The sequence below is a fragment of the Marinomonas posidonica genome (assembly GCF_043643765.1).
Classification (GTDB): Bacteria; Pseudomonadota; Gammaproteobacteria; order Pseudomonadales; family Marinomonadaceae; genus Marinomonas; species Marinomonas posidonica_A.
This window is the reverse complement of the sequence record NZ_JBHZSP010000008.1, coordinates 173,685-196,515: the sequence shown is the minus strand read 5'-3', so window position 1 is coordinate 196,515 and position 22,831 is coordinate 173,685. Positions and strand designations below refer to the sequence as shown.

19 protein-coding genes and 1 riboswitch are annotated in these 22,831 nt (G+C 42.6%); of the genes, 15 read left to right on the top strand and 4 right to left on the bottom strand.

Going from position 1 to position 22,831, the window contains the following annotated elements; genetic code table 11:
- The first annotated feature begins 5 nt into the window (after nt 1-5).
- Nucleotides 6-650: a TetR/AcrR family transcriptional regulator gene (locus ACHUFM_RS11110; protein WP_394182312.1), complete on the top strand. Its 645-nt coding sequence runs from the start codon at nt 6-8 to the stop codon at nt 648-650.
- Entirely contained in the window at nt 650-1,270 is a 621-nt protein-coding gene (locus tag ACHUFM_RS11105) for a LysE family translocator (protein WP_394182311.1), read from the top strand. The genes ACHUFM_RS11110 and ACHUFM_RS11105 overlap by 1 nt, the downstream gene beginning before the upstream one ends.
- Nucleotides 1,271-1,362: 92 nt before the next feature.
- Here ACHUFM_RS11105 and upp read toward each other — a convergent pair whose 3' ends face one another.
- The gene (upp, locus tag ACHUFM_RS11100) at nt 1,363-2,019 is read right to left on the bottom strand and encodes a uracil phosphoribosyltransferase (protein WP_394182310.1); all 657 of its coding nucleotides are present in this window, start codon (nt 2,017-2,019) and stop codon (nt 1,363-1,365) included.
- A gap of 240 nt (nt 2,020-2,259) precedes the next feature.
- Here upp and lon point away from each other — a divergent pair, with 240 nt between their 5' ends.
- Complete coding sequence (gene lon / locus ACHUFM_RS11095; RefSeq protein ID WP_394182309.1) at nt 2,260-4,695, top strand: endopeptidase La; 2,436 nt, start codon at nt 2,260-2,262, stop codon at nt 4,693-4,695.
- A 121-nt stretch (nt 4,696-4,816) separates the two neighbouring features.
- Nucleotides 4,817-6,199, top strand: coding sequence for an MATE family efflux transporter (locus ACHUFM_RS11090; protein ID WP_394182308.1), 1,383 nt, complete (start codon nt 4,817-4,819; stop codon nt 6,197-6,199).
- A 10-nt stretch (nt 6,200-6,209) separates the two neighbouring features.
- On the opposite strand, the gene ACHUFM_RS11085 is transcribed toward ACHUFM_RS11090, so the two are convergent.
- On the bottom strand, nt 6,210-6,971 hold the full coding sequence (locus ACHUFM_RS11085; RefSeq protein WP_394182307.1) for a TlyA family RNA methyltransferase: 762 nt from the start codon (nt 6,969-6,971) through the stop codon (nt 6,210-6,212).
- Nucleotides 6,972-7,072: 101 nt separating this feature from the next.
- Between ACHUFM_RS11085 and ACHUFM_RS11080 the strand changes: the two genes are divergently transcribed.
- The 5 genes from ACHUFM_RS11080 (at nt 7,073) to ACHUFM_RS11060 (ending at nt 12,671) form a co-directional block, all read left to right on the top strand.
- Nucleotides 7,073-7,912, top strand: a complete 840-nt coding sequence (locus tag ACHUFM_RS11080; RefSeq protein WP_394182306.1) for a sulfurtransferase — start codon at nt 7,073-7,075, stop codon at nt 7,910-7,912.
- 111 nt (nt 7,913-8,023) lie between these two features.
- A complete protein-coding gene (locus tag ACHUFM_RS11075; protein WP_394182305.1) occupies nt 8,024-9,193 on the top strand; it encodes a nucleotide sugar dehydrogenase in 1,170 nt (389 codons plus the stop codon).
- Between the two features lie 76 nt (nt 9,194-9,269).
- A complete protein-coding gene (locus ACHUFM_RS11070; RefSeq protein ID WP_394182304.1) occupies nt 9,270-11,138 on the top strand; it encodes a DUF3413 domain-containing protein in 1,869 nt (622 codons plus the stop codon).
- Between the two features lie 33 nt (nt 11,139-11,171).
- The gene (locus tag ACHUFM_RS11065; protein ID WP_394182303.1) at nt 11,172-12,239 is read left to right on the top strand and encodes a CDP-glycerol glycerophosphotransferase family protein; all 1,068 of its coding nucleotides are present in this window, start codon (nt 11,172-11,174) and stop codon (nt 12,237-12,239) included.
- An 18-nt stretch (nt 12,240-12,257) separates the two neighbouring features.
- Entirely contained in the window at nt 12,258-12,671 is a 414-nt protein-coding gene (locus ACHUFM_RS11060; RefSeq protein WP_394182302.1) for an FAD synthase family protein, read from the top strand.
- A 65-nt stretch (nt 12,672-12,736) separates the two neighbouring features.
- Here ACHUFM_RS11060 and ACHUFM_RS11055 read toward each other — a convergent pair whose 3' ends face one another.
- Both ACHUFM_RS11055 and ACHUFM_RS11050 read right to left on the bottom strand, forming a co-directional pair.
- On the bottom strand, nt 12,737-13,564 hold the full coding sequence (locus ACHUFM_RS11055) for a glycosyltransferase family 2 protein (RefSeq protein ID WP_394182301.1): 828 nt from the start codon (nt 13,562-13,564) through the stop codon (nt 12,737-12,739).
- Nucleotides 13,565-13,613: 49 nt separating this feature from the next.
- Nucleotides 13,614-14,762: an AGE family epimerase/isomerase gene (locus ACHUFM_RS11050; RefSeq protein ID WP_394182300.1), complete on the bottom strand. Its 1,149-nt coding sequence runs from the start codon at nt 14,760-14,762 to the stop codon at nt 13,614-13,616.
- A 97-nt stretch (nt 14,763-14,859) separates the two neighbouring features.
- On the opposite strand from ACHUFM_RS11050, the gene hldE reads away from it, so the two are divergent.
- The 6 genes from hldE (at nt 14,860) to ACHUFM_RS11020 (ending at nt 22,807) form a co-directional block, all read left to right on the top strand.
- Nucleotides 14,860-16,287 (top strand): bifunctional D-glycero-beta-D-manno-heptose-7-phosphate kinase/D-glycero-beta-D-manno-heptose 1-phosphate adenylyltransferase HldE, encoded by a 1,428-nt coding sequence (gene hldE, locus ACHUFM_RS11045; protein ID WP_197465400.1) that lies wholly within the window; start codon nt 14,860-14,862, stop codon nt 16,285-16,287.
- Nucleotides 16,288-18,072, top strand: coding sequence for a lipid A export permease/ATP-binding protein MsbA (gene msbA / locus ACHUFM_RS11040; RefSeq protein ID WP_394182299.1), 1,785 nt, complete (start codon nt 16,288-16,290; stop codon nt 18,070-18,072). It begins immediately after the preceding gene.
- A gap of 1 nt (nt 18,073) precedes the next feature.
- Entirely contained in the window at nt 18,074-19,300 is a 1,227-nt protein-coding gene (locus tag ACHUFM_RS11035; RefSeq protein WP_394182298.1) for a 3-deoxy-D-manno-octulosonic acid transferase, read from the top strand.
- Between the two features lie 22 nt (nt 19,301-19,322).
- A riboswitch (TPP riboswitch) is annotated at nt 19,323-19,438 on the top strand.
- A 57-nt stretch (nt 19,439-19,495) separates the two neighbouring features.
- Complete coding sequence (thiB, locus tag ACHUFM_RS11030) at nt 19,496-20,509, top strand: thiamine ABC transporter substrate binding subunit (protein WP_394182297.1); 1,014 nt, start codon at nt 19,496-19,498, stop codon at nt 20,507-20,509.
- A gap of 20 nt (nt 20,510-20,529) precedes the next feature.
- Nucleotides 20,530-22,113, top strand: a complete 1,584-nt coding sequence (gene thiP / locus ACHUFM_RS11025) for a thiamine/thiamine pyrophosphate ABC transporter permease (RefSeq protein ID WP_394182296.1) — start codon at nt 20,530-20,532, stop codon at nt 22,111-22,113.
- Complete coding sequence (locus ACHUFM_RS11020; protein ID WP_394182295.1) at nt 22,100-22,807, top strand: thiamine ABC transporter ATP-binding protein; 708 nt, start codon at nt 22,100-22,102, stop codon at nt 22,805-22,807. Before thiP ends, ACHUFM_RS11020 begins: the two co-directional genes overlap by 14 nt.
- Nucleotides 22,808-22,831 lie beyond the last annotated feature (24 nt).

Here is a 22,831-nt window from a genome sequence, read left to right as displayed (position 1 = left end):
AGACTTTGAGCGACGCAAAACGACCTAAAGATCAGCTGAAAGCGCACATTAGAGCGCAGAATCAAACCCTTATATTAGAAACATCGGAACGCGTATTTGCTCGTCAAGGTTTGGCAAAGACCACGACTCAAATGATTGCGGACGAAGCTGGCTTACCTAAAGCCAATGTGCATTATTATTACCGATCGAAAAAAGATTTATTGGAAGCTGTATTAGAGCGTATTTTGGAAATGTGGCTTCATTCTGTCAGCGAATTTAATGTTGAAGAAGGCCCAAAGCAAAACTTAATGCGATACATTAGTGAGAAAATTGACCAGTCTCGTGATAATAAAAATGCCTCTAAAGTCTTTGCTATGGCGTTAATCGGAGAAGAGTCTTTCGTACTGGATTATTTGCGTCGTTTGTTTGTCACCGAATTGAGTCGTGAAAAAGTGACGATTGAAGCTTGGGTTAATAAAGGCTTGATGGACCCTGTGCCTGTCGAACATTTATTTATCAGTATTTGGGCCATGACGCAGACATATGCAGATTTTGATGCACAGGTACGCATTATGCTGCAGAAAGACGCCTTAGAAGAGAGGGATTACGAAGAGGCAAAAGTCTTTATCACGCGTATGGTGTTGGCAGGTTGTGGTGTGAAGGAGTCGTGATGACAGTCGAAAGCGGTCTTACTTTTTTTATCGCCATTTTTATTTTCAGCATTACGCCTGGGCCGGGTGTTTTTGCCATTATCGCACGCAGTATGACCCAAGGTGCTAAGGCCAGTGTGTCATTAAGTGCTGGAATGGCGGTCAGTGATATTCTTTACTTAATCATGGCGTGTTATGGGTTGGCTGTTATTGCACAAACCATGGAAGGGGTGTTTTTAGCCATTCGTTATCTAGGGGCCGCTTACTTAATTTATCTTGGTTGGAAGATGTGGACCGCTTCTGTTTCTAATAGTGCTGAGTCAGATTTAGGGGGCACACCCAAGAAAGAAGTGGCGAGCTTTGTACAGGGTTTTATGATTTCTGCTTCAAACCCAAAAGTCATTTTGTTTTACATCGCGTTTTTACCGACTTTTATGGATCTAACAGTACTGACTAGTTGGGATATTGCTTGGGCTTCTATGCTGGCTTTTACCGCTTTAATGATGGGCTTAACGCTGATTTCTGTGAGTGCTTCTCAAGCTCGTAGAATGATGAAGTCTCCAAATGCCATGTCATCTCTTAATCGCGTAGCTGGTGGTGTGATGATTAGCGCGGGTGGTTTTTTAGCGTTACGGGGTTAGGTGTCGTTTTGGCAGAGGTTGTTGTCCTTTAATAAAGCTGCTGACAGGGGGGAAGTGTTTTGTCTTCTTGTTGTCAGCAGCTTGAATCAAATTTAACGAGTACCGTAAATTCGATCACCCGCGTCACCGACTCCAGGTCGAATGTAAGCGTGGTCGTCTAAACCGCGATCAATGGCACCTATGTACATCGCCACATCTGGGTGTGCTTCTTTGAAAGCTTGAATGCCTTCAGGCGCGGCAAATAAGCAGATAAAACGAATATCAGATGCGCCCATTTCTTTCATTTTTTCAATGGCCATGATGGCAGAGTTGCCCGTTGCCAACATAGGATCTACCACAATAATGGTGCGCTCATTCACTGAGTGAGGCATTTTCAAGTAGTACTCAACTGGTTGTTTGGTGTCTGGATCACGGTATAAACCGACGTGGCCAACACGGGCTGAAGGCGACAGTTTTAATACGCCCTCGGCAAGACCATTACCGGCACGCATAATGGTCACGATGCACAGTTTCTTGCCTTTAAGAACAGGGCACATGGCTTTTTCAAGTGGTGTTTCTACTTCGATATCCATGGTATCCAGATCACGAGTGGCTTCGTAGCCAATCAATGTTCCTAGTTCTTCTACCAGCATTCTGAATTCACGAGTGCTGGTGTTTTTGTCACGTAGACTGGTGAGTTTGTGTTTTACGAAAGGGTGGTTGATGACAAAAATGTCGTTGTATTTTTCAAGAAGTTGTTCGCGAGTCATGCGCTTTTCCTTTTCGTTGGCGGGCTTGGGTGTTGCAATACATTGCCTTGCAAAATATGTGCTCATAATACCACTAAGTGGATTACAGCTGAATCATTAATCTTGTCCGTCTGGTTAGTGGCGGTTTGAGGGAGGGGATTGTTTTCTTAAAGATTGTCACTACATAAACAAACATTAGATTGGCTGAATTGGCCGTGAATGTGAGGGGCAAGTTCCCCAAAGAAAGAATTGGATTGAAGAATGAGTGATGACGATTTTTTAGACAACCAAGAAGACAATGATGTCATGGCCGACGATGAAAGTGTGGTGATCAGTGACCCCAAAGCGCTGGCTTTACCAGACGATGTATTGCCAGAAACACTGTATATCTTGCCAATTTCCAGTCGGCCTTTTTTTCCTGCACAAGTGCAACCTGTGATGGTCGACGCTGAACAATGGGAAGACACCGTTGAACGTATTGCTGAGCACCCGCAAGCAGCAGTGGGGTTGGTATACGCTGAAAAAGTTGGCAAAGGCGCTCCTCCTGTGGAGGCTTTCCGTTCAATTGGGTGTGCGGCTCGCATTCATAAAGCGGAAAAACAAAATGATAAGCTAACTTTTCTAGCTCAAGGTGTGAAGCGTTTTGAAGTGGTGGAATGGTTGAGTGACTCCGCGCCCTATTTGGCGAGAGTGCGTTACATTAATGATGCTAAGGCCAGTGATGACGAAGCAAAGGCCTACTCTATTGCCATTTTGGATGCGATCAAAGAATTGATCCGTTTAAACCCCTTATTCAGTGAAGATTTACGCCAGTATTTAGGACGCTTCTCATTCAATGAATCTGGCTTGTTAGCCGATTTTGCTGCTTCTATTACGTCGGCTGAGCCAGAAGAGCTATACGATGTGTTGGCGACCATTCCTGTTCAAGCTAGGATGCATTTATCCTTAACCTTACTGCGTAAAGAGCTGGAAATTGCTCGTTTGCAAAATGAAATCAGTGCTGAAGTGAATGACAAAATTGGCAAACATCAACGGGATTTCTTCTTGCGCGAGCAATTAAAAGTCATTCAAAAAGAGCTGGGGATTTCCAAAGACGATCGAACTTCTGACATAGAAACGTTTGAGGAGCGGTTACAAGGTAAAACCTTAACGCGGTCTGTTGCAGATAAAATTCAAGAAGAGCTACACAAGCTTAGCATTTTGGAAACTGGGTCCCCTGAATATGGTGTGACGCGTAACTATTTAGATTGGGCGACGTCTTTGCCTTGGGGTGTGCATTCTGACGATAACTTGGACATTAAATCGGCTCGTAAGGTTTTGGAGTCGCATCATGCTGGTTTGAGCGATATCAAAGATCGTATCGTTGAGTTTCTCGCATTAGGTGCTCATCGTGGTGAAATGGGAGGCTCAATATTGTTGTTGGTTGGTCCTCCTGGCGTGGGTAAAACGTCTATCGGTAAATCTATTGCAGAATCTCTTAATCGTAAATTCTATCGATTTAGTCTGGGGGGGATGCGAGATGAAGCCGAGATTAAAGGCCATCGTCGTACCTATATTGGTGCTTTACCCGGTAAGTTTGTTCAGGCATTAAAAGATGTTCAGGTTGAGAACCCAGTTATTATGCTGGATGAAATAGACAAAATCGGTTCCTCATTCCAAGGTGATCCAGCGTCTTCTCTATTGGAAGCTTTGGACCCAGAGCAGAACAGTGAGTTTCTCGATCATTATTTGGACATGCGTGTAGATTTGTCTAAAGCTTTGTTTATTTGTACGGCCAATCAGCTTGATACCATTCCTTCGCCGTTACTAGATCGTATGGATGTGATCCGTCTGTCGGGCTACATAGCAGATGAAAAGCTCGCCATTGCAAAGCAGCATTTATGGCCTAAGCTATTGAAGAAAAATAAGTTGCTGAAAAAACAGCTTAATATTACGGATGCGGCATTGCGTCATTTGATTGAACACTATGCCCGTGAAGCCGGCGTGCGAGGTATGGACAAGTTGCTGCAAAAAATACTGCGTAAATGTGTTGTAGAACTCATGACGGGTGAGAAAGAACACATTAATGTGGGCGTTAAAGATGTAGAGAACTTATTAGGCATGCCTTACTTCCGTCCCGAAAAGACACTTCAAGGAGTTGGTGTGGTGACTGGTTTGGCTTGGACTTCTATGGGCGGGGCGACGTTACCCATTGAAGCAACCAAAGTGCATGAGCTCACCCGTGGTTTGAAGTTGACTGGTAAGTTGGGTGACGTGATGAAAGAGTCTGCTGATATTGCTTACTCCTATGTGTTTTCTCATACCAAGAGCTATCAGCGAGCACCTGAGTTTTTTGATAAGTGTCTGGTGCACCTGCATGTTCCTGAAGGCGCAACCCCAAAGGATGGACCAAGTGCGGGGATTTCCATGGCAACAGCATTGATGTCATTGGCAAAAGGAAAGCCGGTACGCCGTGGTTTGGCTATGACAGGCGAGTTAACTTTGACGGGGCAAGTGCTTGCGGTTGGTGGTATTCGTGAAAAAATCATTGCTGCTAAACGCAGTAAAATTAATGAAGTAATTTTGCCTGAACCAAATCGACGAGATTTTGATGAATTACCTGAATCCGTCAAAGATGGCATGACGGTGCATTTTGCTGAACGTTTTACCGATGTTGAAAGGGTGGTTTTCAATCTTGATGTGAGTAACCTTCATTGATATTCACTAATTTGTCCACAAACTAGGCATTCTCTTCATGGCCGAGTCGTGAGAAAATGAACTAACCGGGTGAGCTTTGGCTTGCCCGGTTTTTTTATATTTAGGTTGCTAGGGGAAATGAATGCCTAATTCGGCAAAACTCACACAAGGCTCAACGTTTAAACACGTGGTAACTATGTCGGTTACTAGTGCGTTGGGGTTGATGTGCATGTTTTTGGTGGATTTAGTCGATATGCTTTTTCTCTCCATGTTGGGGGAAAAAGAAGCTGTCGCGGCAGTGGGTTATGCCAGCACCATTATGTTCTTTACGGTTTCGCTAAGTATTGCCATATCCATCGCGGCGACCGCTTTGGTTTCACGAGCCATTGGTGAACATAACCTTGAACTGGCAAAACGTAGAGCTGTTAATGTACTGGCATTTGGTGTTCTCTTTTCATCCCTCGTTGTTTGGTTTTTATGGCCAAAGATTCCTCATATTTTACTGTATATTGGTGCCACTGGTCGGGCACTAGATCTGGCGACGGGTTATTTGCAGATTCTAATACTAGGCATGCCTGCTGTGATGATCGGTATGATTGGTTCCGGGATTATGCGCGCATTAGGCGATGCTAAGCGTGCAATGTACGCCACTATGGTCGGTGGGCTGGTGAATGCTGTGCTAGATCCTATTTTTATTTTTGCTTTTGGTCTTGGTGTCGATGGTGCGGCGATTGCGTCTTTAGTAGCTCGTTGCTCTATGGTGGTCGTGGCTTATTATGGCGTGGTTCGAGTTCATAAGATGCTTGGTGAATTTGATCTTATGGATTTTTTCAAAGATACACGAAGCATTGCGGTGATTGCTGTTCCAGCTATGCTCACGAATATGTCTTCGCCTTTGGCGAATGCCATTGTAATGGAACATACTGCGTCTTTTGGTGATGATGCGGTCGCGGCGGTGGCTATTATTGGTCGTGTTATTCCTGTGGTTTTTGGTGGTTTGTTTGCGCTGTCTGGTGCGGTAGGCCCGATATTAGGACAAAATTATGGGGCGGGGCGTTTTGACCGGATGCATCAAACCATTTCAAGTGCGGTGATTTACGCCTTGGGATACTGTCTTTTGTTGTGTTGGGCTTTGTATGCACTGCAGGATTGGCTAGTGATGGTGTTCAATGCCTCGCCCGACAGTGCGGATCTCATTCGTTTTTTTGCTACCTTTGTGTCTTTCAGTTTTTTCTTCCAGAGTTTGTTGTTCATCGCTATTGCCACCTTTAATAATCTTGGTCGTCCTCTTCACAGTACGTTGTTGAATTTTGCTCGAGCAACCCTAGGAACCTGGCCTTTGATTATTGTTTTTTCTTGGTTTATGGGAGCGGAAGGGATTTTGTTTGGGCAGGCGGTTGGTTCGGTGATTTTTGGCTCACTAGGTTTTTATATGGCAAGAAATTACATCGTTGAATTGGAGGAAAAGGAAGCGAAAGAAATACTACCTTCTGGTGCTTCCACAGGCTTTGATGAGATGATTTAAACGGTATTGATTATGGTTTTTTGACCGCCCATAGTAAAAACTCACGATTACCATCGCCACCTTTGATTGGGCTTTCAATGTAACATTGCACTTGGAATCCTAAAGCAGAGACAAAGGCTTTGATCTCTTTGGTTAATTCCGAGACTCTTTTTTCATCTTTCACTATCCCTCCTTTGCCCACAAATTCTTTGCCCACTTCGAATTGAGGCTTGACTAGAGTAATGAGGTGTCCTCCTTCTCTAATTAGCTCAGGGAGCTGTGGTAAGATTTTTGTTTGTGAAATGAAGGATACGTCCATTACAGCAAGGTCGAAACCCGTTTCTGGCAAGTGGTTTTGCAAGTCTTCTGTCGATAAATGTCGTGCGTTTATGCCCTCTAAACAGACAATCTGCGGATGATTTATTAAGCTTGAAGCCAGTTGTCCATGACCAACCTCAATGCCCACGACCTTATTTGCGCCATGTTGAATGGCGCAGTCGCTAAAGCCTCCGGTAGATTGTCCGATATCTAGTACTTGAAAGTCTGTGATGTCTAAGTGTGTGTGAGACAAAGCTCCTTCAAGTTTGAGAGCGCCTCGAGAAACATATTTGTCAGCGTCTCTTGGGCTAATGTTTAACTTGGTGTCCGTTGAGAGTTTTGAACTGGCTTTGGTGATGGGATGCCATTGATCATTTAGTAAATAAGACACTCTGCCTTCACTGATAAAACTTTGTGCCTGTGAGCGAGACTTGGCTAGACCTTGTTCGGTCAGCAGAAGATCAATGCGTAACATAATAAAACCGTTAATGACAATATTAGCTGCTATATTATCAAAATTAGACTAAGCAAAATAGGTTAGTGAATGGTGCTGTAGCATCCATCTGAGGAGAGCCCGTGATATCGACAACCTTGATAACCACAGAAGAATTAGAGTCGCTTTTAGATTCGCCAAATTTAGTTGTATTAGACTGCCGTTTTTATTTAACGGATTTGGCTAAAGGCAGTTTGCTGTATCAAGACGGTCATATTCCTAATGCGATTTTTGTCGATGTGCATCATCAGTTAGCGGCCTCTGAAAGCGAGATGTCTGGACGCCATCCTTTGCCATCGGAACAGAGCTTTTCTAAACAGTTGCAACTGTGGGGGATTGATAAGCAAAGTGATGTGGTGGTATATGATGATATGGGCGGTGCTATCGCTGCTCGAGCTTGGTGGATGATGGTTCAACAAGGCCTTAAAGTCCGAGTGTTGGATGGCGGTTATCCTGCTTGGTTAAGAGAGGATAAAGAAGTTTCATATCAACAATCTACAGGCTCGAAGAGCAATGAAGTGATGGACGTTTCATTCCCTTGGGCCATAGACGAGCAAAGTGTCGTTGAGAATTTTGAGACGAATCAATTTCAATTAGTGGATGCTAGAGCCGCTGATCGTTTTCAGGGTGAGAATGAGACTATGGACCCGGTTGCAGGACACATCCCAGGCGCGATTAATCGTCCCTTTATGGATAACCTTGATGAGCTTGGTTATTTTAAACCTGCGGAACAGCTGCATGTTGAATGGCAGGATTGGATTTCTGAAGAGGAAGATCCTTATGTCTATTATTGTGGTTCAGGTGTGACGGCTTGCCACAACGTACTGGCCTTAAATTATTCCGGCATTGAAGCCAAACTGGTGTATGTTGGCTCTTGGAGTCAGTGGGCGAAACGCATGTTACGTTTGACGAAGGTACAATAATTTTTCATGTAAAAGTAAAGAAAAGTTAGATAAGGCATTTTTAATTCACTCTCAAACTGTAAAATAGGGATATATTTCAAAATGTAACAATTTGGTGAAAGGTAGAGTTCGATGAAAATTGCGGTGGCTGGAACTGGCTATGTAGGGATTTCTAATGCTTTGTTGTTGGCTAAGCATAACCAAGTGGTTGCACTCGATATTGTGCCTGAAAAAGTAGCCATGCTAAACGCCAAACAATCTCCGATTGAAGATGATGATATTGAGCGCAGTCTTGCTCAAGATGAATTAAATTTCAAAGCCACACTAGATAAAGAAGAGGCTTATCTAGGGGCTGATTACATTATCATTGCGACACCGACAGATTATGATCCAGAAACGAATTATTTTAATACCCGTCACGTTGAGTCCGTCATTGCCGACGTATGCCGCTTGAACCCAAGTGCGGTGATGGTGATTAAGTCGACCGTTCCTGTTGGTTTTACTCAATCTGCGCGACAGCAATTCGCAACGGATAACTTAATATTCTCTCCTGAATTTTTACGTGAAGGTAAAGCTTTACATGATAACTTATATCCTTCTCGCATCATTGTTGGCGAAGAGTCTGAGCGAGCCCGTATTTTTGCTAACTTGCTTGTACAAGGCGCATTAAAAGAAGAAGTAGATGTATTACTGACTGGTTCTACTGAAGCCGAAGCAATTAAGTTATTTGCCAACACATATCTGGCCATGCGAGTAGCCTTCTTTAACGAACTAGACAGTTATGCCGAATCTCATCAATTGGATAGCCGCCAAATTATTGAAGGGGTGGGATTGGACCCTAGAATTGGCAAACATTATAACAACCCATCCTTTGGTTACGGTGGTTATTGCTTACCGAAAGACACCAAACAGCTTTTAGCCAATTATGATCAGGTGCCCAATAACCTGATTCGCGCCATAGTAGATGCCAATGTGACACGTAAGGACTTTATTGCAGAATCCATCTTAAAACGATCACCCAAAGTGGTTGGTATTTATCGTTTGGTAATGAAATCAGGGTCTGATAATTTTCGAGCATCGGCCATACAAGGTGTCATGAAGCGTATTAAAGCCAAAGGCGTAGAGGTGGTCGTATATGAACCTGCTTTAGACGACCCACAGTTTTTTAACTCTCGTGTGATTACGGATTTGGCCGAGTTTAAGCGCTTATCAGATGTGATCGTTGCAAACCGTTTAACGGATGATGTAAAAGACGTTGAGGAAAAAGTTTATACCCGAGATCTCTTTGGTGGCGATGCTTAATAGCAACGATTTAATGATGACTGAATGAAATAGCCCTCTATAACTTCTCTAACCTGATTTTTTAGTTTGGTGTTTAATGGAAGTGATTCGTCATACGACTCACTTTCTAGGTATTTATATGGAATATAAAAATAAATTAATTGTTTACAAGAAGTTTCTTCTTGCCAATATTTTACTGTCGATTGCTCTTTCTATTCGTTATTTTCTTTTCTTGCCGGATTTTCCTGATGGCCTTTTAGAAATCGCCTTTCTTGCTTCGAGTCTAGTTGGACAGATGGCCTTACTTGGCGGTATCGTCGGTTTATTGGGCTTAATTTGTATCTTATTACCGAGATATTTGTTTGTTGTTTCAGTAAGTTTGTTAGCCACTTTTGTCTTATCGATATTGCTGGTGGATACCTTTGTATTTTCGCAATACCGCTTCCATATAAATGAAGTGGTGCTGAAGCTGGTTATGTCAGGCGATGTGGTTGATTTTTCGCTAATGACATGGCTTTTGACGTGTTTCTTTGTTGTGTGTCTCTTTGGTTTAGAAGTATTACTATCTTTATACTTGTTTAAATGGCCGAGAAAGGAAAGTACCCGAAAACCTTTCTTGTGGAGTTTTGTTCTTCTATTTTTTGTCAGTAATTTTATTCATGTATGGGCTGCCGCAAATGCTTATCAGCCCGTTTTAATACTAAAGAATTATCTACCATTATTTCAGCCGGCAACGGCCAATCGTCTGATGCAAAAATATGGTTGGATTGATGAAGAAGCTTTAGCAAAGCAAAGAGCATTATCGTTAAAAGGCAGTTCAGACATACATTATCCTCTTTCTGAAATAACGTATAAAGAGCATGGTAAAAAGCCTAATATCGTTTTTCTAGTAATTGATTCGTGGCGCTATGACACCTTTAACTCCAACAATACTCCGAATTTATGGCGTTTTGCTCAGCACGGTGTTACATACGATCGACATTTTGCAACTGGGAACTCAACGCGAACCGGGATATTTGGACTTTTTTATGGCATGCCAGGAACCTATTGGCATGATATGTTGAGCAATCAACGTCCCCCTATTTTAATGGATAGATTGCAAGCGTTGGATTATCAAATGGGCATATTTGCTTCGGCATCCTTATTGGACCCTGAATTTAATCGAACTGTCTTTGCGAACTTGACGAATTTGAGAGTTCGTTCAGATGGTAGCTCGCCATCTGCGCGAGATGAGGATTTGACGAAGGATTGGTTACATTGGTATGTCGACAGAGATGTATCACGTCCTAGCTTTTCTTTCTTATTTTACGATGCACCTCACGGTTATGATTTTCCTGAAGCCTACCCTAGTCATTATGAGCCTATGTTAGACGATGTGAACTATTTAAGCCTTAGTAACGACATGGACCCCAAGCCTTTTTTAAATCGTTACAAAAATAGTGTTCATTTTGTTGATAGTCTGGCGAAAAACGTACTTGATGCTCTAGAAGAGTCTGGGGAACTGGACAATACGATCGTTATTATTACTGGAGATCATGGTCAAGAGTTTAATGACAATAGACTAAACTATTGGGGGCATAATGGAAACTTTACACCAGCACAAACACACGTGCCTTTTGCTATTGTAGGGCCAAAGTTTGATTCAGAAAATGCTATGAGTCTTGGTATGACAAGTCATGAAGACGTGGTGCCAACGTTGATGAAGCACTTCTTAGGAGCAAGTGTTGATAGCTCAATTTATTCAACAGGGTTAGATCTGCTGGCAGATGACGTTCATAGGAATTGGCTGATTTCATCGAGCTATGGTGCCTATGCAATGATTACGGAAGACAGTATTTTAGAAGTCAGTCACAGTGGTCAATATCAGTTTATGGATCTTTCCAATCGGGTTAAAGAATCCGAAGAACCAAATATGCAATATATGAAAGCGATGCTTGAGCGATTAAGTCGCTTTAAATCGAAGTGATGAAATCTCCTGTATGTTAGATGAAGAACGATTATGAAAGTTATTTTTGATACTAAGAGTTTGTATTATTTGCCTCAATATTTACCAGTTTGTCAGGAATTGGAGAAACGAAATATTGCTACAGTGTTTGTATTCTATGAAAGTATTCATGACTCTATTATAAAAAACATAGCTGATGGGAACTCTTTAACATCTATATGGGTGAAGGATGAGAAAGAGGCTATTGAATATTATGAGGCAGAAAAGGCAGATTGGGTATTTTTTGCAAATACTTTTCCTTATTTAGAGCGTCTTCATACATTTTCGAAATCAGCACAGCTAGGACATGGCATTGGTCCTAAGGCAAGCTATTATTCCAAATCGAGTCATTCAATGAGTGTTCGCTTTGTTGAAGGAAATTATAGAAAGCAGAGGTTGGAATCCAGGTATCCTAATGATGAATTCATTGATGTTGGTTTTTGCAAGATGGATCCGATTTTAAATGGCGAACTTTCTCGTGCTGCATTGCTTGAAAAATATCAGTTAGATGAATCGAAGCCAACTATTTTATATGCACCAACTTTTTACCCGAGTAGCATTGAGCGTTTTCCCAAAAAGTGGCCGGCTGAGTTCGAAAAATATAATGTCATTATCAAGCCTCATTATTTCTCAATAAGTAAAAAACTATATAAGAAGCAGTTGGCTCGCTTAAATCGATGGTCAGAGTTCGATAATGTGTATTTAGCTAAAACAGAAGATTATTCCTTGTTGCCTTTTATGGAAGTAGCCGATGTACTGGTTAGTGATGCTTCTTCTGCATTATTTGAGTTTGCTCTTTTGAATAAGCCGGTTATTTGGTGTGATTTCCTTAAATTACGTTGGAATTATCGAGGTATTTTTTCATATAAATTTAAGCGTCGCATGGATCAAGATTACGGTGATTACGCAAAAATTGCGGTTCATGCTAAGCAATATAGAGATTTGAAAGACTTAATTGAAGCTCAATTAAGTCATCCTGAAGAGTTAGAGAAGATAAGGCTAGAATTATCAGAAAAGCTAGCCGGCAAATTAGATGGGCGTTCGAGCCAGCGAATTGTGAATTATTTGCAGGATAATGCATAAGATAGGTTGAGTATTTTTATGAAAAAAATTGGCTATACTACAGGTGTTTTTGACCTTTTTCATATTGGTCATTTAAATGTGTTAAAGCGTGCAAAACTTGAGTGTGATTATTTGATTGTTGGTGTATCAACAGATGAATTATGTATGTCAGCTAAAAATAAAAAACCAATTATTCCATTTCAAGAAAGAATGGAGATTGTTGAAGCAATTAAATTTGTTGATGAAGTTGTTCCCCAAGTAAACTACGATAAAGTTGAAGCTTGGAATAATTGGAAGTTTGATAAAATGTTTGTAGGGGATGATTGGAAAGGAACTGATAAATGGAATCAGTTAGAAGCGGAGTTTGGTGAGTTTGGAGTAGAGATTCATTATTTCCCATACACTTCTCATACATCCAGTACCAAACTTAGAGAAATTTTAAATAAAATATAAGACTTCAGTTAAGCTTCAGAAAACCTCTTTATAGCGAGGTTTTCTGAAATATTCTATTTTCGGGATTACTTGGTGTGCTCTAAAGACTCCTGAATACCCACTCTGGCTTTGATTACTTTATTCTTTTTTGTGTCTTCACGAATGGCTTTGCTTCTCGCCAGCATTTCTGGGGTAACATACCCGCGTTTGTGATCAAGGTGAATGCACACAGCTGAATAACGGATTCGCTTAGGTTTAAGCCCGTAATTGACTAAACGATCGCCAAATTCACAATCTTGCCCGCCATATTGCATTGTTTCTTCAAAACCATTCACCGCCAGGATGTGTTCTTTATAACAAGATGCACTGTGGCCGTTCCAGGTTGGGCGAGCAGGACTAATGTGATTTAAAAAGTCGGCCCAAGCGCCTTTCGCAGTGAGTTTCATGGTTTTGTGTGTTTTCTTTAATCCCATACTGACTAGCCAATCGACATCGAAAGCATTCTGATTGACAATGTCTTCGCGGGTGATGGCCTTACTTATGTCCATTGGTAGTTTGAAATAGCCGCCAGATAAGTAAGTGTTTGGCTCAGACAAGCGCAAATGTTGGGCAATAAAGTCTTTACGTGGAATGCAGTCTCCATCGGTAAAGATTAAATATTCGCCTTCGGCTGCGAGTATTGCTTTATTTAGAATTCGACATTTTTGAAATCCATCATCTTCTTGCCAGACATGTTTAATGGGGATGTCTGTTTCACTTTTCATGCGTTCGATTAATTCGCGAGTTTCTTCACGGGAACCGTCATCGGCAACGACGATTTCAAAATCATCAGCGCTTTGTTCAAAAAAACCCCACAATACTTTTTCTAGCCATGCGGGTGAATTGTAGGTAGTGAAGATAATGCTGGTTTTCATTCGATCGCCTGAGTTTATGGGTTTGAGTGACTGCTATGAAGTTGGTTTACTAAGGCGCGTTTTTAACAATGCCTTGTGCTTCGCTCCATCTTAACACCTCTATTAGGCCAAGAAAAATATGATAACTGCTTGTGCCAGGGAGAGGGTAATCTTTTGGAATGTTATCTTTATCTAGGTATTCATTCCAGCCTCCATCATCTAAAAGATAGTGCTGTAGCATGAAAGATAAAGCAGCATCTAAACGATGCTTTTTCTCTTCTAGGCCAATTGGCATAACCGTGATGGCTTTAATGTATTCTGTGATTGGCCAAATACGTTTTTCTTTATCCAGCGGTTGATATGTTTCTGCGTCTATTTGGTTGTAAATACCGCCGTTACTTGCCATGCCATGACGTGTAGCGGTTATCCAGAGTGATTGGGCTAAGTCTGTGTGGTCTGAGTGAGGAATAATCTGATTAGCCTGAAACAATAACCAAACCCACTCGAAATGGTGTCCCGGTTCTATTTGAGAGCCTTTTTCCGAATGAAGTTGCCAATCATGATGAAAAAACTCTCTTAAAGTCTTGGTTTTTTCGTCATAAAAATGAGTCTGTGAAAGTGTTAACAGTGATTGTATAGTTTGTTTGTAGGTTTCTTTTTGAGTGACTTTAAAAGCGGCAATGTAACCTTCTAACAAATGCATATGCGGATTTTGACGGCGTGTTTGGCCGATATCGAGCGGATAGGATTCATAGAAGCCGCCATTATTGGCTGACATTTCATGAGTTAAAAAATGGTGAGTTTTTTCAATGTAGTCTAAGGCTCGTTGGTCCTGAGAAAATTGGTAATACGAGCTAAAAGAAAGCATGACAAAAGCCAATGCGTAAGTGTCAGATTCTGTTTTTTGAGGTGATAAGTCGTCGTTCAAAGAGAAGATCCAACGGCCATCTATAAAGTATTGACGGATAATAAAGTCAAACAAAAGCTTTAGTTTGCTTTGTAGTGCCTTGTCTTTCTGTAATAACGAGGCATGGCTAAGTGTATATAGTTGGCGACACTGGGTTAGTAGTCGAACTCGGCCTATGGCATTAATGCTCCAATCTAGGTTCAAGCTTTCGTAGCTATAACCTTGCTTCTGATTTAGGCCGTGTTTCGCCCATTGAGGAAGCAGTTTATTAAAAACAAAAGATTGGCAGTCCAAAATTGCTGACTCTAACATGCTGTCAATAGCCTTATTTCTGATGAGATTAGTATGTCCAACTTAATGGGGGAGTATGATAAGATGGGCGCTTTGAAAAATCGATGATTAAATGGCTATGATCTCCTCTTATTTGAATTTTAAGGATAAACACATTCTAGTTGTTGGGGATGTGATGTTGGACCGTTATTGGCATGGCGGGACGTCTAGAATATCGCCAGAAGCGCCTGTACAAGTGGTAAAAGTCTCTAATGTTGAAGACCGTCCAGGTGGTGCTGCCAACGTTGCATTGGGGTTGGCTAAACTAGGTGTTCCGGTTACTTTGGTTGGTGTCGTAGGGCAAGATGAAAACGCCGATATTCTTGAAAAATGCCTAGAAGCGTCAGGAGTAAAGTGCCGTTTTGTTCGTTCTGATACGCTTCCAACCATTACCAAATTGAGAGTGATGAGTCGTCATCAGCAGCTAATTCGTTTGGATTTTGAAGAGCGTGAAGACAGCTTGTCACAAAACAAAGCGTTAGCTGAAGTGGTTGAGAGTGTGCTGCCGACGGCTGATGCGGTCATCTTTTCTGATTATGCGAAAGGCTGTTTAGCAGACGTTTCGAATTTGATTCAATTGGCGAATAAGGCCAATGTACCCAGTTTGGTTGATCCAAAAGGCCATGATTTTTCTATTTATCAAGGCGCCACATTGGTTAAACCGAATTATTCTGAATTTGAAACCATTGTCGGACCTTGTCTGTCAGATCAAGAAATCCAAGATAAAGGTATGGCCTTAAAACAATCCTATGGCTGGCAAGCCTTATTGGTAACTCGTGGTGAAGATGGTTTAGTCTTGTTTGAAGATGGAAAAGCGCCTTTCTCACTTGCTACTACAGCAAAAGAAGTCTACGACGTTACCGGTGCTGGTGACACTGTCATTGCAGTATTAACGGCTATTTATATCACCAGTAAACGTTTTGTTGATGCCGTTGAATACGCCAATCAAGCTGCTGGTTATGTAGTGGGTAAGTTGGGAACGGCGTTTATCACGGCAGAACAACTTGAAGCCATAATGTATCAGCGAACTCATTCCACAAACTTTGGCGTGTTGTCACCAGAAGCGTTACAGCAACAAATCAAGATGGCGCAATCAAATGGGGAAAAAGTGGTTTTTACTAATGGTTGTTTTGATATTCTTCACCCAGGGCATATTGCCTACATGAAGCAAGCAAAAGCCTTAGGAGATCGATTGATTGTCGCAGTCAACACGGATGCTTCTGTGAAGCGTCTGAAGGGAGATAAGCGACCGATTAATGATTTGACTCATCGCATGGCGGTTCTTGAGGGAGTTGGTGCCATTGATTGGGTGACTTGGTTTGATGAAGATACACCGAAAGAAATTATTACGGCTTTGACGCCAGACGTTTTAGTGAAAGGTGGAGATTATACCTTGGATACAATTGTCGGTGCTGACCATGTGTTACAGCAGGGTGGCGAAGTAAAAGTATTGTCTTTTGTTGATGGTTACTCCACTACATCGATTATTGAAAAAGCGAATCTATAAATGCAACAGCCAGACAAGATGACATCAGAAATGGAAAACCCTCCACAGTCAGGAGCAAAAATTTACCTTCGACTCTTGAGTTATGTCGGTGCCTCATGGGGGTATTTGTTATTAAGTTTTATCGGCTATGCTTTGTATTCTTCCATGGAGCCTGCTCTAGCGGCCTTGTTAAAACACATAGTTGACGTTGTTTCAGATGGCAAAATTACAGAAAGCCGTATTCTGATTCCTGCGGCCATTTTAGGGGTTTTTATTGTCCGAGGTATCGGTACTTTCTTGGGTGGCTACTTCATGGCGCAAGTTGCCAATAAAGTTGTGTTTGACCTTAGAACCAGTATGTTTAACAAAATGGTGCAAATGCCATCCAGTTATTTCCACTCAATACCAACGGGGCGTTTACTGGCAAAGCTGACTTACAACACTGAACAGGTAATCGGCTCTATCACCCAAGCGATTCGTATTATTTTGCGAGAAGGGCTTACTGTTGTTGGCTTGTTGGGGTACATGATTTATATGAACTGGAAGCTAACACTACTGTTTTTGTTGGTTATTCCTTTAATCGGTATTATTGTTTCATACGCTTCAAAGCGTTTTCGTCGTCTGAGTGCTCGCATTCAAAATGCTATGGGTGGTGTAACGGATGTGGCATCGGAAGCCATAAAAGGCCATGAAGTGGTGAAAATTTTTGGCGGTAGCGAGTATGAAATTGAGCGTTTCCGACAAGCGGCTCAAGAAAACCGTCGATCGCAACTGAAAATGGAAAAGACTAAGTCGCTTAATGTGCCGATCGTCCAGTTTATTCTGGCGTTAGCAATGGCGATTTTGATTTGGTTTGCACTTAGTCCAACCATTAGTCAGCACATGACGCCAGGAGACTTTATCGCTTTCTTGACCGCGGCAGGTATGCTGGGTAAGCCAATTCGTCAATTAACCGATGTTAACAGTGTTTTGCAAAAAGGCATTGCGGCTTCGCAAAGTATTTTCGAATTTTTGGATATGTCGGTTGAACCTGATGATGGCAAGATTCTCGCACAATCCCTAAAGGGGGATATTGAGTGGAAAGATATGTCTTTCTCCTATCCAAATGCGGAAAAACAGGCTCTTAAGAAGATTACGCTATCCTTGCCTGCAGGGAAAACTCTAGCATTGGTCGGTCGTTCTGGCAGTGGTAAGTCGACTATGGCCAATTTGATTCCACGTTTTTATAACTTGGATGAAGGTGAGTTAAACATTGATGGCGTTTCCATTTCAGATTACCAATTAGATTCTCTAAGAACCAACATTGCTTTGGTGAACCAGCAGGTTGTTTTATTTAATGGCACCATACGTGAAAACATTGCTTACGGGCATTTGCGTGATGCTAGTGATGATCAAGTGATTGAGGCGGCAAAAGCGGCCAATGCGTGGGGCTTCATTCAAGAGTTGGATCAGGGTTTAGCGACCATGGTTGGTGAGAATGGAGTCTTACTGTCTGGTGGTCAGCGTCAGCGTATCGCTATTGCACGAGCCATTTTGAAAAATGCGCCCATTCTCATCCTGGACGAAGCAACGTCAGCATTGGACACAGAGTCTGAGCGGGCGATTCAAATGGCCTTGGATGGATTGATGGAAAATCGTACCACGATTGCCATTGCTCATAGGCTATCGACCATTGAAAATGCCGATATTATTGCGGTGGTTGACCATGGTGAAATTATTGAGCAAGGTTCTCATGCTGATCTATTGGCGATGAATGGCGCTTATGCTCAGTTACATAACCAGCAATTCAGTGAGACGGCTGACTGATATGTGGTTGTATCGTTTCCTTCTAGCTTTACTAACTCCTATCATTTGCTTGAAGGTTCGACGCTTTAAAAAAAATTACCCAGCCTATCGAGCAAAAGAAGCATTTGGTCGTTGGGGGAATGTGGAAGCGGACTTGTGGATTCATTGTGCTTCCGTCGGAGAGGTGTTGGCTGCTCGACCTCTCGTGACACAGTGGCGAAAGAAATACCCGCATCAAACTTTGTTAATAACCACTATGACGCCAACCGGTGCAGCGCAAGTAGCACAGGTGTTTCCATTTGCTTTGCATCGTTATTTGCCGATGGATTGGCGTTTGTCGGTGAGACGGGCATTGCGGCATTTAACCTGTCCTCGATTGTTAATCATAGAAACTGAGCTCTGGCCAAATTTGCTTGAACAAGCGAAATCAAAAGGTTTGCATATTAGCATTGTAAATGCCCGAATGAGTGAGCGCTCGTATCAGCGTTATCAAAAGTTCTCGGTCATTTCTCACCACCTTTTTGCCTTGCCAGATCAGTTTTTAGCTCATGCGCAAGCGGATGCTCAGCGCTTTAAGGAATTGGGTGCGAAAAAAGTGTATGTTACTGGTAGCATTAAATTTGATTTGAGTGTGCCAGAGGAAGTGAAGCAACATCAATGGCGCGATGACTTTGACAAAACCTTTGTCTGGGTTGCGGCCAGTACTCATCAAGGTGAAGATGAGATTATATTGCAATCACATAAAGCGTTGTTGGAGAAGCAGCTGAAAGCATTGTTGATCCTTGTACCGCGACACCCTGAGCGTTTCGAATCTGTACTTGCTTTGGCGCAAGCCTCATTTTCTCGCGTGGGGTTGCGAAGCCAAGTGGCTTTCAATAAGTGGTCTGAATACGATGTGATCATTGGTGATTCAATGGGAGAGCTGATGCAGTATTATCAAACGGCGGATTTGGCTTTCGTTGGTGGCAGTTTGGTGAAGCGAGGTGGACACAATCCAATTGAGCCAGCGTTATTAGCCAAAGCGATCATTGTGGGTCCTCATGTGTTTAATTTCCAAGACATTACCGATCAGCTTCTGTTAGAAAAAGGAGCATTGCAGTGCCAAGACGAAATGCAATTAACCGAGTTCGTGTTGGCATTAGCGTCACAATCATCACAGCGTTTACGGATTGGCCAGTCGGCGCTGCGTTTTGCTGAAAAAAGCCAAGGTGCCGTGACCAGGGTTTTGAATGAAATAGACTTTCATTAGGGGACTCTTTACAATAATCGCTCATTATCTCATGGGGTGCTTGGTTGATATAAAACCAAAGCTGAGAAGCGAAGGCTCGCTAACCCATTGAACCTGATCCAGATTATGCTGGCGTAGGAATTGAGGTAGCAAGTCTGTTTATCCTATCTTGCCGTTTCACCTATACGCCGCTCACTTATTCTTAGGAGCGACACCTTGAAAAAACTTTCTTTTCGCACTTGTTCTAGTATTGCCTTAGCGACGGTTACGCTGTCTTTTTCAGTGCTTTCGTCAGCGGCACAAACGCTTAATGTTTATACCTATGATTCCTTTGCATCCGACTGGGGGCCAGGTCCGAAGATCAAAGAAAACTTCGAGAAACAATGTGATTGTGAGGTCAATTTTGTCGCTTTGGATTCCTCCGTTGGTATTCTGTCTCGTGTGCAATTAGAAGGTAACGCTTCATCTGCCGATGTGCTATTAGGTCTGGATTTGAACTTGATGCACGCCGCCAAAAAAACAGGCTTGTTGGCTGAGCATGGCGTTGATACCTCGGTGGTAAACTTGGAAGGTGGTTGGTCTGATAAAGATTTTGTGCCTTTTGATCATGGACATTTTGCGTTTATTTATAATTCGGAAACATTGGTTAATCCTCCTCAAAGTTTGGCAGGGATTGTAGAAAACCAAGATTTAAGAGTGATTTATCAAGACCCTCGTACGAGTACGCCTGGTTTGGGGTTATTACTTTGGATGAAGTCTGTGTATGGGGATGAAGTTGCATCTGCATGGTCGAAGTTAGCGTCTCACACTGTCACGGTGACTAAGGGCTGGTCTGATGCATATGGTTTGTTTTTGAAAGGTGAAGCGGATGTTGTGTTGAGTTATACCACGTCACCTGCTTATCACATCGTGGCGGAAGGCGAGAGCAAATATCAAGCGATTGAAACGAAAGAAGGTCGTTATCCTCAGGTTGAAGTGGCGGCGATGATGAAATCGGCTCCTAATAAAGCCTTAGCGGAGCGTTTCATGTCATTTATTTTAACTTCCGATTTTCAATCGACAATTGCGACGGGAAACTGGATGTTGCCTGTGATCGATCTAGAGCAGCCTTTGCCTGATGCTTTTGCGTCGGCGATGAAGCCTGCGACGAATTTGGTGTTACCTGCGGACCAAGTGGCCGAGCAACGCAAAGCTTGGGTGAATGAATGGTTGAATGCGACCACGGAATAAGCTGAATTAGTTTGAATCGAATGATTGGAATATCAAGCCTGCTTCCCGCTATGTTGGGAGTGGGCTTGTTTGTTTTTATGGGGGCTTTTAGCCTGATGGCTTTATTACGCTACAGTGATGTAGCTGAATGGTCGTCTTTTTTGTCTCAGCCTTATTTATGGCGTTTGATTCGCTTTTCTTTATGGCAAGCTTTATTAAGCAGTTTGCTTAGTCTTGTTATTGCGGTGCCGGTAGCATCCTGCTTATTTCATCGCTCTTTTTGGGGGCGATCTTTTTTGTTGCAGTTATTTTCCGTGTCTATGGTGGTGCCCAGCATTGTTGCTATTCTGGGGATCGTTGTGGTGTATGGGAGAACGGGTTGGTTGGCACAGATTTCTGGTATTGAGTTTCCATTATATGGTTTGACCGGCATTTTGTTGGCGCACGTGTTTTTTAATATGCCATTGGCGGTTAGGCTGTTATTGCAGGCTTATGCATTGATTCCAACAGGGCAGTGGCGTCAAGCTTACCAGTTAGGTTTTGATCGATGGTCTGCCTTTCGCTTTATCGAATGGCGTTATTTGCGTAAAGCCTTACCCGGTGCATTTGTATTGATCTTTATGCTTTGTTTTTCCAGTTTTGCCGTGGTACTCAGCTTGGGAGGTGGTCCTAAGTCAAGTACCCTTGAGGTTGCCATATATCAAGCATTAAGGTTTGATTTTGATTTGAATAAAGCCAGCTTTTTAGCCCTATTGCAGGTGCTGATTTGTACTGTTATCGCCCTTTTGGTGTACAAACTGGCCCCCGTTAATCATCAGGATTCAAGTTTGTTAGCGCAATCTCGTTTTCCGATTCGAGACTCTTATGGTGCCAAGGCCTTAGACGTGATCGCATTTCTATGCGTACTGGTATTTGTATTGCCGCCTTTTATTGCTATTTTTGATCCGATGTTTTCCACACAATTCCTTCAGACATTAGGGTCCTTGAGGCTTTGGCAGGCGGTTTTAGTATCGCTCAAGATTGCTTTTCCTGCCGCTTTTATAAGCTTACTGCTGGGGCTGAGTTTTAGTATGCTGGCACGTTATTGTATGGGAAGGGGAAAACTCGATATCTGGTCAATCAAGTTAGAGCAATTAGGTAATCTAATTTTAATGGTACCTGGTTTGGTCATCGCGACAGGCTTGTTTTTATGGTTGAGAGATTTGGGGCTGAGCTTTTCATCCAGCTATTGGATCGTGGTGTGGATTAATGCCGTGATGGCTTTGCCGTTTGTGTTACGTTGTATGATGCCCTGTTTTTATCAGCAAGAACGTCGATTTCGGCATCTGTATTCCAGTCTAGGGGTCCAGGCTTGGTCTCGTTGCAAAATAGAATGGCCGCTGGTGCGAAGCTCTGTTGCACAGGCATTTGCGTTTGCTTTACTACTATCGTTAGGAGATATGGGGGTGATCGCGTTATTTGGCAGTCAAAGCATGGTTTCGTTGCCTTTGTATTTGTTTCAATTGATTGGTGCTTATCGCTTAGAAGAAGGGGCCTGTGTTGCCGTGGTGTTGATATTGTTGTGCTTGGGATTGTATGTGTTGTTTTCTCGTATTGTTGGGGGGAAGTGGCATGCTCAAGGTTGATTTAAAATACGATTGGGAGCGTTTCCACGCACATTATCAAGTTCAGATTGATCAAGGTATCACAACGTTACTAGGGGCCAGTGGTGAAGGTAAAAGTACCTTGTTGCACTTGCTGGGCGGCTTTTTACAAGGTCATGGTGTATTGGATTACCAGAGCGAATCTCTGTTGGCTTTGCCTGCTTACCAGCGCCCCATTTCGACCTTGTTTCAAAGCGATAATTTATTTCCGCAGTTGACAGTATGGCAGAATGTGGCCATTGGATTGTCACCGCATCTTCGTTTAAACGAAGAGCAATGCGAAAGGGTGGCTTGGGCATTAGAGCAAACACAGTTAGCCGCCAAAGTGGATGCTTATCCTCAGGCCTTGTCGGGTGGACAAGCGCAGCGTGTTGCCATTGCCAGAGTGCTGGTGAGAAAAAAAACAATCCTATTATTGGATGAGCCATTCAGTGCTCTTGATCCAGCGCTCAGAGAGGAGATGCTGTTTTTAGTGAAGCAAATGACGGAAGACTTTTCGTTAACCACCTTATTGGTTTCTCACTTGCCTAGCGAGGCGTTGTTGGTTGGTGGTCGCGTTATTCTGATAGAGCAAGGTCAGGTTGTTGCCCATGAAGCGTCGGACGTTTTAGCCAGTAAGCAGACTCCCATCGCGTTTTCGCAATATTTGGGTGAGCCGAAAAGCTCGACAAGCTAGATGGATTAAGTTACATATTGCTTA